This window comes from Cohnella silvisoli, assembly GCF_021190915.1.
In the GTDB taxonomy this organism is placed as follows: Bacteria; Bacillota; Bacilli; order Paenibacillales; family Paenibacillaceae; genus Cohnella; species Cohnella silvisoli.
Map to the genome: position 1 here is coordinate 117175 of NZ_JAIOAP010000013.1, position 17040 is coordinate 134214.

Genomic DNA, 17040 nt, shown 5'->3' on the forward strand with positions numbered 1-17040 from the left:
ACATTCATTCAAATTTGAAGGGAGAGTTTAATGAGACATGGAACGTTTCTTTAAGCTGAAAGAACTGGGAACGAACGTACGCACAGAGATCATGGCCGGTTTGACAACGTTTATGACTATGGCGTACATATTGGCGGTAAATCCGAATGTGCTAAGCGCATTTGGCAGCGGTGCAACCGGCGGCCAGTGGTATCCGATTTTCTTGGCAACGGCGCTGGCAGCGGGTATTTTTACGATAGCAATGGGGATTTTCGTCAATTTCCCTGTAGCTCTAGCCCCTGGGATGGGGTTGAACGCGTACTTTGCTTCCGTCATCCTAAGCTCGGCGGCATCTGACAAACCGGTGACCTTTGAAATGGCATTAACGGCAGTGTTCATTTCCGGTATTATCTTTATTATTCTTACGCTCACGCAAGTTCGCCAGATGCTCCTTACAGCAGTTCCGGATGGGTTGAAACATGCGATTACGGTCGGTATCGGCCTATTCATCACGATCATCGGCTTGAAAAACAGCGGCCTGTTGACGGTCGGCGTAGAAGCATCGAATAATATCGAAGCGCACAAATTCACCGACGTTGCGTTTTTCGAGACTGTTTTCCATATGGGATCATTGGAAAGCCCGGGAGTTCAATTAGCCTTAATCGGCATCTTGCTCATTTCCGTGCTTATGGTGCTGAAAGTGAGAGGCGCAATCTTGTTCGGGATTCTTGGCACTACGGTAATCGGTATTATCTTAGGGTCTGATTATGTGCCTACGACCATCAATACGGATGTCACTCCTTGGGTTCCGCACTTAAACGAGCTGCAATTCGCCAACTTCGATTGGGACGGCGTATTCCAAACCGGGTTGATATCTATCGTGGCTACTTTTACGTTCGTTGAATTGTTCGATACCTTCGGAACTCTCGTAGGTACGGCTAACCGCGCCGGTCTCATGAAAAATCCGGAAGAAGGCAAGAAACGCGTCGGAAAAGCGATGTTGGTCGATGCGGTTGCGGTAAGCGGCGGCGCTTTGCTCGGTACAAGTACGACTACGGCATACGTCGAGAGCGCTGCGGGGGTAGCCGAAGGCGGTCGCACCGGGTTGACGGCTGTGTCGACGGGCGTATTTTTCCTGCTTGCCCTGTTCCTTGCTCCTATCGTTAACTTGATCCCCGGATCCGCTACGGCTGCCGCGTTAATTATTGTTGGTTTGCTCATGATCCAATCGATTAAGGAAATCGACTTCCAAGAATATACGATCGCGATTCCCGCCTTCTTAACGATCGTGTTCATGCCGTTTACTTACAATATTGCTAACGGTATTTCTTTCGGAATATTGTCCTACGTCGTGCTTGCGACGGTTTCCAATGTCCTAGGCAAAGGAAAACATAAAGTTCACTGGCTGATGTGGGTGCTGGCCATCCTCATTGTGGCGCGTTACGCATTCATCGGTTCCCAAGGTTAAGCTAATTCCTTTCGTTAACAACCCGGAAGGTTCATGGCATAAATCAACCCCGCTTCACTTCCGAAATGACGGAGGTGGGGCGGGGTTATAACTTTTTAAATCCTCTTCCATTCCAATAGAAGATATTCACAATACTTGCAATTGGCGGACGGGGGATAGGCAGTGATGGAAGAACGAACGTTCTATTGTGTCAAAATCCGAACATTAATATTTACATGAGCATAAAGCGTTCGTCTTTGTTTGACATATGGCCCTTGTCTGGGGTAAACTTAAAAGCGTCAAATAAGCCATTTTCTTGTCGGTTATGGCAAGATATGAAACGCGTATAAGTCGGGAATCGGCCCGAACGTCTCTACCCGGAAACCCTAATTTCCGGACTACGCGGCTATCGTCAACGACACCTAAATAGAAGCGCGGGCCTTAACCGGTCCGGGCTTTCTCTTGTCGCCGTTGCCAAAGCCTGCTCGTGGAAGAGAACTACAGGGCCGATTGGGGAATACTGTTCGTATTCTCAAGGTCCTTTTTTTGTTTTTTACCGAAGCTAAAGTCGATGTCGAATGGGTTCTAACAGATTGCAACAGGGGAAGGGTGGAACCATGTCGTCACTTGTCGGCGTCATCATGGGCAGTACGTCGGATTGGGAAACGATGAAGAAAGCATGCGACGTGCTCGATGAATTAAACGTTCCGTACGAGAAGAAGGTTGTATCCGCACACCGGACGCCGGATTTAATGTTCGAATATGCCGAGTCCGCCGCTTCGCGCGGCTTGAAAGTTATTATTGCCGGTGCTGGAGGCGCCGCCCATCTTCCGGGCATGGTCGCAGCCAAAACCGTTTTGCCCGTTATCGGAGTGCCTGTTCAGTCCAAGGCCTTGAACGGGCTTGATTCGTTGCTGTCGATCGTTCAGATGCCGGGAGGAATTCCCGTGGCTACGGTCGCTATCGGAACGGCGGGCGCTACGAATGCGGGATTGCTCGCAGCGCAAATAATCGGCGCTTTCGATCCGGAAATACAGGCAAAGGTAACCGCTCGTCGCGATCGGATTACGCAGGACGTTCTAGATAATGGTGAGTTGCCATGAGCGGTGAAAATGAGTTAGTGAATTTGTTTGCAGGCGAGGGTACATTGTGCGGGGATTGGGGATGCGAGGTCGTAGATAGCGATGCCGCAAAATCGAGCCCGCGGACAGTATTGCCGGGAGCGACTATCGGCGTGCTTGGCGGCGGACAATTGGGCAGAATGATGGCTCATGCGGGCAATCGCCTCGGATACCGGTTTGTGACGCTTGATCCTACCCCGGATTCACCTTGCGGGCAGACTGCAGCGCAAATCGTTGCTTCATATGATGATCAAAAAGCGGCGAGAGAATTGGCTAGACGCTCGGACGTCATTACCTATGAATTCGAGAATGTCGATGCGAACGTAGCAGCTATGCTAGAGACGGAGTCATATGTGCCGCAAGGCAGCGAACTGCTGTATACGACTCAACATCGTCTCCGCGAGAAAAGAGCGGTGGAAGCCGCAGGCGTTCGAGTCGCTCCCTATGCGGAGATTGAGAGTCTTGAAAGCCTGCGGGCTTCGGCTTTGTCTCTTGGCTTGCCTGCCGTACTGAAAACGGCGACCGGCGGCTATGATGGTAAGGGTCAATGGGTGCTCAGATCATTGGAAGAGTTGGAGCCGGCATGGAATGAAGCAAGTAGAAGCGGTACGCAGCTGGTGCTTGAGAAATTCATTATTTTCGACAAAGAAATATCCGTGATTGCGGCGCGCAGCCCTTCCGGCGAAGTCCGAACGTTTGCTCCGGCAGAAAATATCCACGTTCATAATATATTGCACTTATCTATCGTTCCCGCCCGTATCGGGGCTGAGGTTGCGAAGGAAGCCGAAAGGCTGGCCGTGTCCATCGCCGAGACGTTGGGCGTAGTCGGATTGATTGCCGTCGAGCTATTCCTTACCGCCGATGGTGAATTGTTCGTTAACGAGCTGGCGCCAAGGCCTCATAATTCCGGTCATTATACGATGGAAGCTTGCCGGACGTCGCAGTTCGAGCAGCATGTGAGGGCCATCTGCAATTTGCCTCTTGGCGATTCGGAGTTGCTTACGCCGGTCGTTATGGCGAACATTCTGGGTGAGCATATGGAGCCGTTGTTTGGCTGGATGGCGGAGAAAGATTCGGTTGCCGAGGGTCTAGGCGTTGAGCCTAAGGTTCATCTTTACGGCAAAGCGGAAGCGAAACGAAGTCGCAAAATGGGACACATCAACGTGCTGGCCCCGAACGTAGAAGCGGCGCTGGAATGGATATCCCAATCGAACATATGGAGGGTCTAAACAACGATGTTGGAACGATATAGCCGCCCCGAGATGCGGGCCATCTGGACGGAAGAAAATAAATTCAACGCATGGCTGGAAGTGGAATTGTGCGCTTGCGAAGCTTGGGCAGAGCTAGGGCATATCCCTCATGAAGATACGATCGAGCTTCGCAAAAATGCCAAGTTCGACATTGATCGCATTAACGAGATCGAGCTTGAGACCCGCCATGACGTCATCGCCTTCACTCGGGCAGTATCGGAAAGCTTGGGCGCGGAGCGTAAATGGGTCCATTATGGACTTACCTCCACGGATGTCGTCGATACCGCAATGGGTTACCTGTTGCTGCAAGCGAACCGGATATTGAAGCGGGATATCGAGAACTTCATTGCGATCCTTCGCGATCAAGCGATTCAATACAAGGACACTCCGATGATGGGCCGTACTCACGGCGTTCATGCGGAGCCGACGACTTTCGGGTTAAAGCTGGCTTTATGGCATGAAGAAATGAAACGGAATTTGGAGCGGTTCGAGCGTGCTGCCGATGGCGTTCAATTCGGTAAAATGTCCGGAGCCGTAGGCACTTATGCGAATATCGATCCTGCGGTTGAAGAGTTCGTCTGCCGCAAGCTTGGGATTACGGCAGCGCCGATCTCGACGCAAACGTTGCAGCGCGACCGCCATGCGGAATATATGGCCACTTTGGCGCTGATCGCGACTTCGATCGACAAGTTCGCCACGGAAATTCGCGGATTGCAGAAGAGCGAGTTCCGCGAAGTGGAAGAGCCGTTCGGCAAAGGCCAGAAGGGCTCGTCGGCGATGCCGCACAAGCGTAACCCGATCGGCTGCGAGAATATGAGCGGCCTATCCCGCGTCATTCGCGGTCATATGCTGACGGCATACGAGAATGTACCGCTTTGGCATGAACGCGACATTTCGCATTCCTCCGCGGAAAGAATTATTTTGCCGGATGCGACGATGCTCCTTAATTATATGCTCAACCGTTTCGGCAACATCGTGAAAAACTTGACGGTGTTCCCGGAGAACATGAAGCGCAATATGTCCCGTACCTACAATGTGCCTTTCTCCGGCCGGGTGATGACGAAGCTGATCGACAAAGGCTTCAGCCGCGAGCAAGCTTACGATACCGTGCAGCCGCGCGCCATGCAGGCGTGGGAAGAACAGCGAGATTTCCGCGATATCGTCCAGTCAACGCCGGAATTCACGGATGTGCTGTCCGCGGACGAAATCGCCGATTGCTTCGACCCGACGTGGCATCTGAAGCATGTGGATACGATTTTCGACCGTCTGGGATTGAAGTAAAAGGAGGCAGACATGACTATAGAAGCTTTGTCTACGGCCGAAGGGCTCGTTAACGCCCCCCTTATTCACAAGGGCAAAGTCCGGGAGCTATACGATCTCGGTGAACATTTACTTATCGTAGTCACGGACCGGATCTCGGCGTTCGATTACGTGCTCGACCCGGCGGTGCCGGGCAAAGGCAGCGTACTGAATGGTTTAAGCTCCTATTGGTTCGAGCAAACAGCGGCGCTTCAGCCTAACCATGTGGTGCATACCGATGTAAAACTGCTGGGGGACATCGTCTCTGAGCCGGACAAGCTGGCCGGTCGCATCATGGTTAGCCGCAAGGCGAAACGGATCGACATTGAATGCGTCGTGCGCGGCTACATTACAGGCGGCGGATGGCGGCAGTATCAAGCAAACGGCGAAGTTAACGGCATTAAACTTCCGGAGGGCTTGCATAAGAATTCCAAGCTTGAGCAACCGATTTTCACCCCCGCGGGCAAAAACGACGTCGGTCACGATGAAGATATTCCATTCGACGAGATGGCGCGGAGAGTCGGAAATGAGTTGGCTGAGGCGTTAAGGGATCGGAGTTTGAAGCTGTACGAGTTCGGCCGGGATTATTGCGCTGAACGCGGCATCATCCTTGCGGATTGCAAGTTCGAATTCGGTTTAATAGGCGATGAAATTATCCTTATCGATGAACTGTTTACCCCGGACTCCTCGCGTTTCTGGGCGGAGGAAAACTACAAGCTAGACGTCGAGATCGACAGTATGGACAAAGAACCGGTGCGTGCTTACTTGGCGGGATCGGATTGGGACAAGAACAGTCCGCCGCCGCCGCTGCCGGCCGTAGTCGTCGAGGCGACCACGTCGAGATATCGTGAAATTTACCGCAGGTTGGCCGAATAGCGTTGATGGTTCGAAGGCCGCTATTTTGCCAATTGCATTTTACAACAAACCCAATTCCACAACCCATATCAGGAGGAACACTCATGAAAGCAAAGGTATACGTGACGATTAAGCAGAACGTGCTCGACCCGCAAGGCAACGCTGTGCAAGGCGCCCTGCATACGCTCGGGTTCAACGAAGTCGGCAAAGTGAGAATCGGCAAGTACCTGGAAGTGGAACTGGATACGAACGACCGCGCGCAAGCGGAAGAGAGACTAACAGTCATGTGCGAGAAGCTTCTGGCGAATACGGTCGTAGAAGACTATCGTTTCGAATTGGAGGGCTGAGGCGCTCATGAAATTTGCAGTCATCGTATTTCCGGGCTCCAACTGTGATATCGACTGTTACAAAGCGGTAGAAGATACGGTTGGCCAATCCGTCGATTATGTATTCCATACGGCAACCGATCTATCCGCATACGATGCCATTCTTATTCCGGGCGGATTCTCCTACGGAGATTACCTTCGCTGCGGCGCCATCGCCCAATTTGCTCCGGTAATGACGGAAGTTCGCAAGGCTGCCGAAGAGGGCAAGTTCATCCTCGGTATTTGCAACGGGTTCCAAATATTAACGGAAGCGGGACTTCTGCCGGGCGCGCTTATCCGCAACAACTCGTTGAAATTCCGCTGCCACCAAGTAGATCTTATTGTTGAGAACCCGAAGACGGCATTCACCAATGCTTATGCGCAGGGCGAAGCTATCCAAATTCCAATCGCTCATGGCGAAGGCAGTTACTATGTAGCTGATGAAACGCTTGCTAGCTTAAAAGCGAATAACCAGATCGTGTTCCGTTACGCGGGCGACAACCCGAACGGATCCGTCGACAACATCGCCGGCGTCAGCAACGAAGCGGGCAACGTCGTCGGTTTGATGCCGCATCCGGAGCGGGCAGTTGCCGAGATTCTCGGTTCCGCGGATGGCGCTCGTATGTTCACGTCAGTACTCAATGCTTGGAGGGAACGCAATGGCGCAGCAAGTATCCGCTAAGGAACCGACTGTCGAGCAAATCGCGGAACAGAAAATATATAAGCAATTCGGCGTTTCGGACAAAGAATACGAGTTGATTAGCGGATTCATGGGACGTCAGCCGAACTATACCGAGATCGGCGTATTCAGCGTAATGTGGTCCGAACACTGCGCGTACAAAAACTCCAAGCCGCTGCTGAAGCGTTTCCCGATTACGGGGCCTCGCGTTCTGATGGGACCTGGCGAAGGCGCGGGAATCGTCGATATCGGCGACAACCAAGCTGTTGTTTTCAAGATCGAGTCCCACAACCATCCGTCCGCGATCGAGCCATACCAAGGCGCTGCAACGGGCGTTGGCGGCATTATCCGCGACATTTTCTCCATGGGTGCCCGTCCGGTGGCTTTGCTGAACTCCCTGCGTTTCGGACGTCTGGAAAATGAACGCGTACGTTACTTGTTCGAGCACGTGGTCAGCGGGATCGCGGGTTACGGTAACTGTATCGGCATTCCGACGGTTGCCGGGGAAATCATGTTCGACGAAGCGTACGAGGGAAATCCGCTCGTTAACGCGATGTGCGTCGGTCTGATCGATCACGATAAAATCCAACGCGGAGTCGCCAAAGGAATCGGCAATCCGGTGTTCTATGTAGGGCCTGCAACGGGCCGCGACGGTATTCACGGCGCGACTTTCGCGTCCGAGGATTTAACAGCGGAATCCGAAGCGAAGCGTTCGGCGGTACAGGTCGGAGATCCGTTCATGGAAAAGCTGGTTATGGAAGCGACGCTCGAACTGATCGATTCCGGTATCGTGCTTGGCATTCAGGATATGGGTGCTGCGGGTCTCACTTGTTCAAGCGCGGAGATGGCGAGTAAAGCCGGCAACGGTATGGAGCTGTACCTCGACGAGGTTCCTCAGCGGGAAGATGGCATGACTGCTTACGAAATGATGCTTTCGGAATCGCAGGAGCGGATGCTATTTGTTTGCGAACCTCAGCATGAAGCGCAGGCTCAGGCTATTTTTGAACGTTGGGGATTGCACTGCGCGAAGGTGGGCAAGGTTTCGGATGATGGCCGCCTGAAATTGTTCCACAAAGGCGAGTTGGTAGCGGATATGCCGGTGCACGCTCTGGTTGACGATTGCCCGATCTACAACAAACCATCGCAAATTCCCGAATATTATTTGAAAAACGGCTCCATCGATACGAACCGCTACGAGCAAGTATTCGACTTGAACGCCGCGCTGAAAAAAGTGCTCGGTTCACCGTCGCTTGCGAGCAAAGAGTGGGTTTATAACCAATACGACTACATGGTTCGCACGGAGACGGCCGTCCGTCCGGGTTCGGACGCTGCGGTCATAACGATCCGCGGAACGCGCAAAGGTCTGGCAATGACAACGGACTGCAACGGTCGTTACGTTTATTTGGACCCTGAAGTGGGCGGAAGAATCGCGGTAGCGGAAGCGGGCCGCAACATCGTCTGCTCCGGCGCCGAGCCGCTTGCGATAACGGACAACCTGAACTTCGGAAGCCCGGAGAAACCGGAAGTGTTCTGGCAGATGGAGAAAGCGGTAGACGGCATGGCGGAAGCTTGCCGCGTACTGGACACGCCGGTTATCGGCGGTAACGTATCGCTGTATAACGAAAATACGAGGGGCGCGATCTACCCGACGCCTGTCGTTGGCATGGTTGGGCTTGTGCACGATACGGACCACATCACGACGCAAGAGTTCAAAGCCGAAGGCGACGTTATTTTCTTGCTCGGCGAGACGAAAGCGGAAATCGGCGGCAGCGAATTCCAATACGCGGTTCATGGCGTAACGGAAGGACGTCCGCCGGAGCTGGACTTGGCGACGGAACGCAAATTGCATCAAGCGGTGCTCAAAGTCATTCAGCAAGGATTAGTAGCTTCAGCACATGATTTGTCCGAAGGCGGTTTGGCTGCGGCGTTAGCGGAAGCGGGCTTTGGTCGCAACTTAGGCGCCAACGTATCATTCGAGACGAACCTGCGGCCTGATATCGCGCTGTTCAGCGAATCGCAATCGCGCATATTGCTGTCGGCTAAGCCGGAATCGGCTGATAAACTAGCGGCGGCGATCGAGGCTGCCGGCATTCCGATTCAACGTCTGGGTACCGTAACTGGAGATCGATTGGCGATCGCGATCGGTGGACACGATGCGATCAACGCATCGATCGCCGAGCTTCGTAAAGAATGGAAAGAAGCTATTCCGAGCCGGATGAAGGGCAAGCAGCAATGACATCTAGCGCAGCGAACGGAGGTACGGCATTGGATCGCTTCTGGACCGGAGATTACTATAACGAAGGCGTGGGCGGCAAAGACTCTATTTTCGACAAGCTTAAAGAGGAGTGCGGAGTGTTCGGGGTGTTCGGTCATCCCGATGCGGCCAACTTATCCTATTATGGCTTGCACGCTTTGCAGCATCGGGGCGAAGAAAGCTGCGGAATTTGCACGGCTGATGAGGAGTCATTCCACTACCATAGAGGAATGGGTCTTGTAAAAGAAGTTTTCGATCGCGACAAGTTGGAAGCTTTAACGGGTAATCAGGCGATCGGCCACGTGCGCTATTCGACGGCTGGCGCGAGTAAGCTTGCTAATGCGCAGCCGCTTGTGTTCAAGTATCGCGGCGGAGATTTGGCCGTGTGCACGAACGGGAATCTGGTCAATGAGCCAGGCATTCGCAAGGAGCTCGAGGACTCGGGCTCTATTTTCCAGACAACGAGCGACACGGAAGTTATCGCCCATCTGATCGCCCGTTCCCCTAAGGATTTGGTCCAGGCGGTTAAGGAAGCTTTCGCCCGGCTCATTGGCGGATTCGCGTTCCTCATTCAGACGCAGGGGCGTTTGATCGCCGCTTGCGATCCGCACGGACTTCGCCCTCTCGTGATGGGCAAGCTTGGCGATGCTTATATTTTCGCGTCGGAGTCTTGCGCTCTGGAAACGATAGGCGCCGTGTACGTTCGGGACGTGCAGCCTGGAGAACTATTAGTGCTGGATCAAGACGGACTGCATGAAGACCGGTTTGCACCGATGGTAAGGCGCGCGGTTTGCGCGATGGAATATATTTATTTCGCAAGGCCGGACAGCGACATTTATGGCGTTAACCTTCATAGCTCACGCAAGCGGATGGGTCAGCAGTTGGCGCAAGAATCGTTCGTCGATGCAGATATCGTCACCGGCGTACCCGATTCGAGCATCTCTGCTGCGATTGGCTATGCAGAGCAGACGGGCATTCCTTACGAGCTGGGTTTGATCAAAAATAAATACACAGGACGTACGTTCATCCAACCTTCCCAAGAGCTGCGCGAAAAAGGCGTGAAAATGAAGCTATCCGCCGTGCGCAAAGTCGTCGAAGGAAAACGGGTCGTCATGATCGACGATTCTATCGTTCGGGGCACGACCTCATTACGTATCGTTAACATGCTGCGCGAAGCGGGAGCCCTCGAGGTGCATGTGCGCATAACTTCACCGCCATTTATGAATCCTTGTTATTACGGTATAGATACGCCGAACCCGGCCGACCTGATCGCTTCAAGCAAAACGGTCGAAGAAATCCGTCAGGCGATCAACGCGGACTCGCTTTATTTCCTTAGCGACACCGGCCTGATCGATTCCATCGGCGGCCACGATGAAGAGTTCAATCGGGGCTTGTGCATGGCGTGCTTCAACAACGACTACCCAACTCCAGTAGAATTCGAAGAAGCCAAAACAACGTCCTGCGGCTGCGACTAAGGGCATGAAGTAATGAAGTATTTCTTCTAGCATGCTGTAACTCGCTTTCTCGAATGGTCTTAACTAACCATTCTTTGACCCGTGAGCAGGTTAACCTGCAAAAACTGCAGGTGTTTTCCGTGTTATAGCCAAATTCGGCGCATCAACCTGCAAAAAGTACAGTTGAATCACGGAAATTATTCCTTATTCGTGTTTTCAGCGCCAAACACCTGCATTAAATGCAGTTTGATTCAATCGAAACTACGATTCGGCGAAAACACCTGTACGAAATGCATCTTGTTAGATCAAATACCTGCCCAATTCGCAGGTATCCGCTCTTCCTGTCTATAAAACCCAGGAATCGACCCAAAGCGGCGGAGGGACAACCATCGGGTGGAGAGTTTACGTCCTGCCTTTGTATTCGTGTGATTACCTTGTAATCTCATCCAGATCACGCGAATACAACAAGCAGGCGGAACCCGATGGTTCGTCACGGAGCCGCGGATGCGGGCGATATCCCCCTAGGAGTGAGACCATTGTCCGAAGCGTACAAACAAGCCGGAGTCGACATCGCGGCCGGCAACGAAGCGGTCGAACGGATGAAGAAACACGTAAAGAAGACTTTTCGTCCGGAAGTACTTACAGGGCTCGGCGGATTCGGCGGTCTGTTCAGCCTGAACAAAGACAAGTATGAGGAGCCGGTACTCGTTAGCGGCACCGACGGCGTTGGCACGAAGCTGAAGCTGGCGTTCGCAATGGACAAGCATGACACGATCGGCATCGATGCCGTTGCGATGTGCGTGAACGACGTTATCGTCACCGGTGCGGAGCCGCTCTTTTTCCTCGACTATTTGGCTTGCGACAAAATCATTCCAGAGAAAATCGAAGCGATCGTTAAAGGAGTAGCAGACGGCTGCCAACAAGCTGGTTGCGCGCTTATCGGAGGAGAAACTGCCGAAATGCCCGGCATGTACCGAGACGGCGAGTACGATATTGCCGGCTTCACCGTGGGCATCGTAGATCGCAAGAAAGCGATCGACGGCTCGACGATTCAGGCTGGCGACGCGGTTATCGGACTCGCTTCGAGCGGCATCCATTCCAATGGCTTCTCGCTCGTTCGCAGACTGCTGTTGGAGCAGAGGGGGTATGCCCTTACGGACAAACCCGCCGAACTCGAGGGAAAAACGCTCGGAGACGTTCTTATCGAACCAACCCGCATCTATGTGAAGCAAATCCTTAAATTGCTGGACAGCGTAACGATTAAAGGAATGGCGCATATCACGGGCGGAGGTTTCATCGAGAACATTCCTCGCGTATTGCCGGAAGGCGTTAACGTGGATATCAACCGCGGAGCATGGCCGGTATTGCCGATCTTCGGCCTTATGCAGCAAGCGGGAAATATTACGGACCGCGATATGTACACGACTTTTAACATGGGAATCGGCATGGTGCTTGTCGTTCCGGCCGAGCAAGCAGAGCAAGCTCTGGCGCTGGCGCAAGGGCAAGGCGAGCAGGCTTACCGGATCGGTACGGTTACTGCGGGATCCAAGATCGTGACGTTCGAAGGTGTGGAACTGCCATGACCGCAAGCAACGAGGGAGGCCAAGCGATACTAAAGCCTTCCGTTCCCATTAAAATAGCGGTATTCGCTTCCGGCAGCGGAAGCAACTTTCAAGCATTGGCCGAAGCCGTACGGGATGGGAAAATTCACGCGTCGATCGAACTCGTCGTATGCGATAAACCTACCGCATTCGTGCTCGAGCGTGCCCGCAATTTTCAGGTGGAAACGTACACCTTCTCGCCGAAGCAATATGCTTCCAGGGAAGCCTACGAGGAAGTGATCGTATCCAAGCTGCAAGCTGTAGGCATCGATCTCATCGTCATGGCAGGGTATATGCGGCTCGTGACTAACGTTCTTGTCGAACCCTATTACGGTCGCATGATCAATGTCCACCCGGCGCTGCTTCCGGCTTTTCCTGGAATCAATGCTCCTAAGCAAGCGCTTGATTATGGAGCGAAATTAACCGGCGCTACCGTTCACTTCGTGGATGGGGGTACGGATACCGGTCCGATTATTGCCCAACAAGCCGTTGAAATCCATGAGCAAGATACTTTGGAAACGTTAGGCTCTCGAATTCAGAAGGTGGAGTACGAGCTGTTGCCTAAGGCAGTCGGTTGGATTGCAGAAGGACGGGTTTCGCTTAGCGGACGCAAAGTAAAGATAACCAATTGAACGGAGGGTCATTCGTGGCGATCAGAAGAGCGCTAGTCAGCGTCTCGGACAAGACGGGAATCGTGGAATTGTGCCGGGAGCTCGCGCAGCAAGGCGTGCAAGTGATTTCGACAGGCGGAACGAAGACGTTGTTGGAAAAAGAACAGGTGCCGGTCATCGGCATTTCCGAGGTTACCGGATTTCCGGAAATTCTCGACGGCCGCGTGAAGACGCTGCATCCTGCGGTACATAGCGGTTTACTCGCGGTTCGCGATGACGCCGAGCATATCAAACAAATGCAAGAGCTGAATTTGGACTATATCGACCTCGTAGTCGTAAATCTATATCCTTTCAAAGCAACGATCGCGAAGCCAAACGTTTCTTATGAGGACGCCATCGAGAACATCGATATCGGCGGTCCTACGATGCTGCGTTCCGCAGCCAAAAATCACGCGTTCGTAACCGTTGTCGTGGACGCGGGTGATTACGCTCAAGTGCTGGAGGAAATACGCGGCGGAGGCGATACTACGCTTGAAACCCGTAAACGTCTAGCAGCTAAGGTGTTCCGCCATACTTCCGCGTATGATGCGCTGATCTCCGATTATTTTGCCAAGCAGCTTGATAATCCGCTTCCGGAAAGCTTAACGGTTACTTACGAGAAAGTGCAGGAGCTTCGCTACGGCGAGAACCCCCACCAGAAGGCGGCTTTCTACCGCAAACCGCTTTCCTCTGCTGGCAACATCACTTCGGCGGAACAGCTGCACGGCAAGGAGCTGTCTTACAACAATATCAATGACGCCAACGCGGCGCTTGCGATCGTTAAGGAATTCGACGAACCAGCCGTCGTCGCGGTTAAGCATATGAATCCATGCGGCGTGGGCATTGGCAAGGATATAGACGAAGCGTACGTCAAAGCTTACGCGTCCGATCCTACTTCCATCTTCGGGGGAATCATTGCAGCGAACCGGACAATTGGCGCAGATACGGCTGCGAGATTGAACGATTTGTTCCTTGAAATCGTTATTGCGCCGGAGTTCACTCCCGAGGCTTTGGAAATTCTTCAACGCAAGAAGAACATCCGTCTCATGCGCATTGGCACCCTCCCTTCCGCGGCGCAGCGCAGTTCGGAATGGCTCATTACGAGCGTAGAAGGCGGCATGCTCGTCCAACAAAGCGACGTGCACAGCTTAACAGAAGCTGATCTTAAAGTGGTTACCAACCGCGCTCCGACGGAAGAAGAGCTGAAGCAATTGCTGTTCAGTTGGAAAGTCGTCAAACACGTGAAGTCGAACGCGATTCTGCTTGCCAGCGATAACATGACGATTGGCGTTGGCGCAGGCCAAATGAACCGTGTCGGCGCGGCGCGCATCGCTATCGAGCAAGCGGGAGACAAGGCGCGCGGCGCCGTACTCGCTTCCGATGCTTTCTTCCCGATGGGAGATACGGTTGAACTCGCGGCGAAAGCCGGGATTACCGCGATTATCCAACCGGGCGGCTCGATCAAGGACGAGGAATCGATCGCCGCGGCTAACGCGCATAACATCGCGATGGTGCTGACGGGCGTCCGTCATTTCAAACATTAATTTTACGAGGGCGTTCCTTAGCGGATCGCCCTTTGTAACTAGGAGGACGAACACGTGAATATTCTGGTCATCGGACGGGGAGGGCGCGAGCACGCCATCATCTGGTCGCTTAAGAAGAGCGCGAAGATCAAACAAATTTACTGCGCGCCGGGTAACGCCGGAACGGCTCAACTGGCGGAGAACGTGGATATCGGGGAATTGGAGTTCGCGCGCCTCGTGAAATTCGCGCAGGACAAAGCGATCGATCTTGTCGTCGTCGGGCCAGACGACCCGCTTGCGGCAGGCATCGTGGATGAGTTCGAAGCTGCGAAGATCCCGGTTTATGGGCCTCGCAAGAACGCCGCCGAAATCGAGGGCAGCAAAATCTTCATGAAAGACTTGCTTCGCAAATACAATATCCCTACCGCTAAGTACGAGACTTTTACCGACTATGCGGCAGCCTCGGCTTATCTACGGCAACAACCGCTGCCTATCGTCATTAAAGCGGACGGGCTGGCCGCGGGCAAAGGCGTAGCGGTTTGCTTCACCCGCGAGGAAGCGGACAGGGCGCTGGAAGAAACAATGGTGGACAAATCGTTCGGCGCTGCCGGAGACAAAGTGGTTATCGAGGAATTCCTGGAAGGGCAGGAGATGTCCATTCTGGCTTTCGTCGACGGGGAGACGGTTCGCGTGATGTCGCCCGCACAGGATCACAAGCAAGTGTTCGATAACGATAAAGGCCCGAATACGGGAGGAATGGGGACCTATTCTCCGCTTCCGCACATCGCACAATCCATTATCGACGATTCCATCGAGAACATCATCAAACCGACTGCTCGCGCAATGGTATCGGAAGGCAGACCTTTCCGGGGTGTCCTGTTCGCGGGTCTCATGATCACGAAAGACGGTCCGAAGACGATCGAATTCAACGCCCGTTTCGGGGATCCGGAAACGCAAGTCGTACTGCCGCGGCTGAAGTCCGACTTACTCGAAATTTTCCTCGCCTCCATTAACGGTACGTTGCATGAGCTCGACATAACGTGGAGCAGCGAAGCGGCTGTGTGCGTCGTGCTTGCATCAGGAGGTTACCCGGGTTCGTATCCGAAGGGATTCCCTATCGAAGGGTTAGAGGCAGCGGACAACTCGACGGATGCATTGATTTTCCACGCGGGAACTGCAGTCAAAGACGGGCAGGTCGTTACGAACGGAGGCCGGGTGCTCGGCATTGTCGGCCTTGGTTCAGATATTGCCGAGGCGCGTACCCGTGCCTACGAAACGGCAGACCGCATTACGTTCAAAGGCAAACAAAACCGAACGGATATTGCCGCCAAGGCGCTTTTGTAATATTCAACTATTACGATTCGAGACCACCGAGAACAAAGCCTTGTAAATTCAAGGTTTTCCCGGTGGTTTATTCTTTGTAGAACAGCGATTTACGATGGGAAAAAACGTACCAGACCGCATAAGCTGTACCCAATATGAGTACCGTAGTTAAGGCATGGTTTGAAACCCAGTTGATGAAACCGTCCATCCTTTCACCTCCTCTAATAAAGTGCATTTTTCGGTTATAAGTAACATTCCCAATTTTGGTCTTTTTTTATCGCCGCGGTTGACAGAAGGGAGTGACGGTGTTAAAGTTTAATTCATAGTAATTGCATCGGAATTAAATGAAATGAGGTTGTTGACCTATGGAGAGACCCTTTACGATACGCCACGAAGATCTTACGCTCGCCGCAACCATTCATTATCCGTCGAAGGAAGATAAAGACACGAATAAGAAAATGCCTCTAGTCGTCATCTGCCACGGATTCGTGGGCAGTCGGATCGGAGTGGACCGGTTGTTCCTGTTAGCGAGCAGAAAACTCGCCAGTCAAGGATTTTTTGTCCTTCGATTCGATTTTGCGGGGTGCGGGGAAAGCGACGGGATATACGGAGAGCACGGACTTGATTCCATGATCGCACAAACGCGCTCCGTGCTGGATTATGGACTCAGTCTCGATTGCGTGGATCCATTGCGGGTTACTTTGTTAGGACATAGCCTTGGCGGTGCGGTCGCTTTATTAACGGGAACGAAGGATCGTCGGGTGAAATCGCTGGCGCTATGGTCGCCGGTTGCGCATCCGTTCAACGATATTCTGAGAATCGTAGGTCGCGGAGTATACGACGAAGCGGTGAAGAAAGGATTTGCGGACTATCACGGCTATCGATTGAAACCGGAATTTTTCGAGTCGTTGCAGCAGCATCAACCTTTTCAGGAAGCTCCGCAGTTCCAAGGGGATGTGTTTATCGCGCATGGGACCGCGGATGAAACGATTCTTGCGGATTATAGCTTTTTGTTAGAGAAGACATTTTGGCTGAGGGGCGAGGGACGCTGCGATAAGAACATTCTTTTCCAAGCGGATCATACGTACACTCAAGGCGTACACAAGGCGGAGCTCTACCAGTCAACGTCGGAGTGGCTGGCCAGTCACGAGAAGCGTCAGCGGGATTGGCAGCATTGGAGCATCTAATGATGTGTTTTTCCCCCCAATATTCTCTTGCCGGAGAATCGCTTGGCGCCTTT

Annotated in this window: 14 protein-coding genes and 1 riboswitch; all 14 genes read left to right on the forward strand. The window is 53.0% G+C overall.

The features are described from left to right. The first annotated feature begins 37 nt into the window (after window positions 1-37). Complete coding sequence (locus K7P76_RS22550; protein WP_232187578.1) at window positions 38-1447, forward strand: NCS2 family permease; 1410 nt, start codon at window positions 38-40, stop codon at window positions 1445-1447. A 301-nt stretch (window positions 1448-1748) separates the two neighbouring features. After that, window positions 1749-1847: riboswitch (purine riboswitch) on the forward strand. A gap of 196 nt (window positions 1848-2043) precedes the next feature. Then, window positions 2044-2529, forward strand: coding sequence for a 5-(carboxyamino)imidazole ribonucleotide mutase (gene purE / locus K7P76_RS22555; protein WP_232187579.1), 486 nt, complete (start codon window positions 2044-2046; stop codon window positions 2527-2529). Beyond that, window positions 2526-3776, forward strand: a complete 1251-nt coding sequence (purK, locus tag K7P76_RS22560; protein WP_232187580.1) for a 5-(carboxyamino)imidazole ribonucleotide synthase — start codon at window positions 2526-2528, stop codon at window positions 3774-3776. The genes purE and purK overlap by 4 nt, the downstream gene beginning before the upstream one ends. A 6-nt stretch (window positions 3777-3782) precedes the next feature. Further along, window positions 3783-5078: an adenylosuccinate lyase gene (gene purB, locus K7P76_RS22565; protein ID WP_232187581.1), complete on the forward strand. Its 1296-nt coding sequence runs from the start codon at window positions 3783-3785 to the stop codon at window positions 5076-5078. 12 nt (window positions 5079-5090) lie between these two features. After that, a complete protein-coding gene (locus K7P76_RS22570; RefSeq protein WP_232187582.1) occupies window positions 5091-5972 on the forward strand; it encodes a phosphoribosylaminoimidazolesuccinocarboxamide synthase in 882 nt (293 codons plus the stop codon). Between the two features lie 83 nt (window positions 5973-6055). Beyond that, complete coding sequence (gene purS, locus K7P76_RS22575) at window positions 6056-6298, forward strand: phosphoribosylformylglycinamidine synthase subunit PurS (protein ID WP_232187583.1); 243 nt, start codon at window positions 6056-6058, stop codon at window positions 6296-6298. Between the two features lie 7 nt (window positions 6299-6305). After that, window positions 6306-6998 carry a phosphoribosylformylglycinamidine synthase subunit PurQ gene (gene purQ, locus K7P76_RS22580; RefSeq protein ID WP_232187584.1) on the forward strand — a complete coding sequence of 231 codons (693 nt, stop codon included), beginning with the start codon at window positions 6306-6308 and terminating at the stop codon, window positions 6996-6998. Then, the gene (gene purL / locus K7P76_RS22585) at window positions 6976-9231 is read left to right on the forward strand and encodes a phosphoribosylformylglycinamidine synthase subunit PurL (RefSeq protein WP_232187585.1); all 2256 of its coding nucleotides are present in this window, start codon (window positions 6976-6978) and stop codon (window positions 9229-9231) included. Before purQ ends, purL begins: the two co-directional genes overlap by 23 nt. Continuing rightward, window positions 9228-10724: an amidophosphoribosyltransferase gene (purF, locus tag K7P76_RS22590; protein WP_232187655.1), complete on the forward strand. Its 1497-nt coding sequence runs from the start codon at window positions 9228-9230 to the stop codon at window positions 10722-10724. The genes purL and purF overlap by 4 nt, the downstream gene beginning before the upstream one ends. Before the next feature lie 515 nt (window positions 10725-11239). After that, window positions 11240-12286, forward strand: a complete 1047-nt coding sequence (gene purM / locus K7P76_RS22595) for a phosphoribosylformylglycinamidine cyclo-ligase (protein WP_232187656.1) — start codon at window positions 11240-11242, stop codon at window positions 12284-12286. Next, window positions 12283-12936 carry a phosphoribosylglycinamide formyltransferase gene (gene purN, locus K7P76_RS22600; RefSeq protein ID WP_232187586.1) on the forward strand — a complete coding sequence of 218 codons (654 nt, stop codon included), beginning with the start codon at window positions 12283-12285 and terminating at the stop codon, window positions 12934-12936. Before purM ends, purN begins: the two co-directional genes overlap by 4 nt. A 14-nt stretch (window positions 12937-12950) precedes the next feature. Beyond that, window positions 12951-14498 (forward strand): bifunctional phosphoribosylaminoimidazolecarboxamide formyltransferase/IMP cyclohydrolase, encoded by a 1548-nt coding sequence (purH, locus tag K7P76_RS22605; RefSeq protein ID WP_232187587.1) that lies wholly within the window; start codon window positions 12951-12953, stop codon window positions 14496-14498. A 54-nt stretch (window positions 14499-14552) separates the two neighbouring features. Then, complete coding sequence (purD, locus tag K7P76_RS22610; protein WP_232187588.1) at window positions 14553-15821, forward strand: phosphoribosylamine--glycine ligase; 1269 nt, start codon at window positions 14553-14555, stop codon at window positions 15819-15821. 344 nt (window positions 15822-16165) lie between these two features. Continuing rightward, complete coding sequence (locus tag K7P76_RS22615; protein WP_232187589.1) at window positions 16166-16987, forward strand: alpha/beta hydrolase family protein; 822 nt, start codon at window positions 16166-16168, stop codon at window positions 16985-16987. The last annotated feature ends 53 nt before the right edge of the window (window positions 16988-17040 follow it).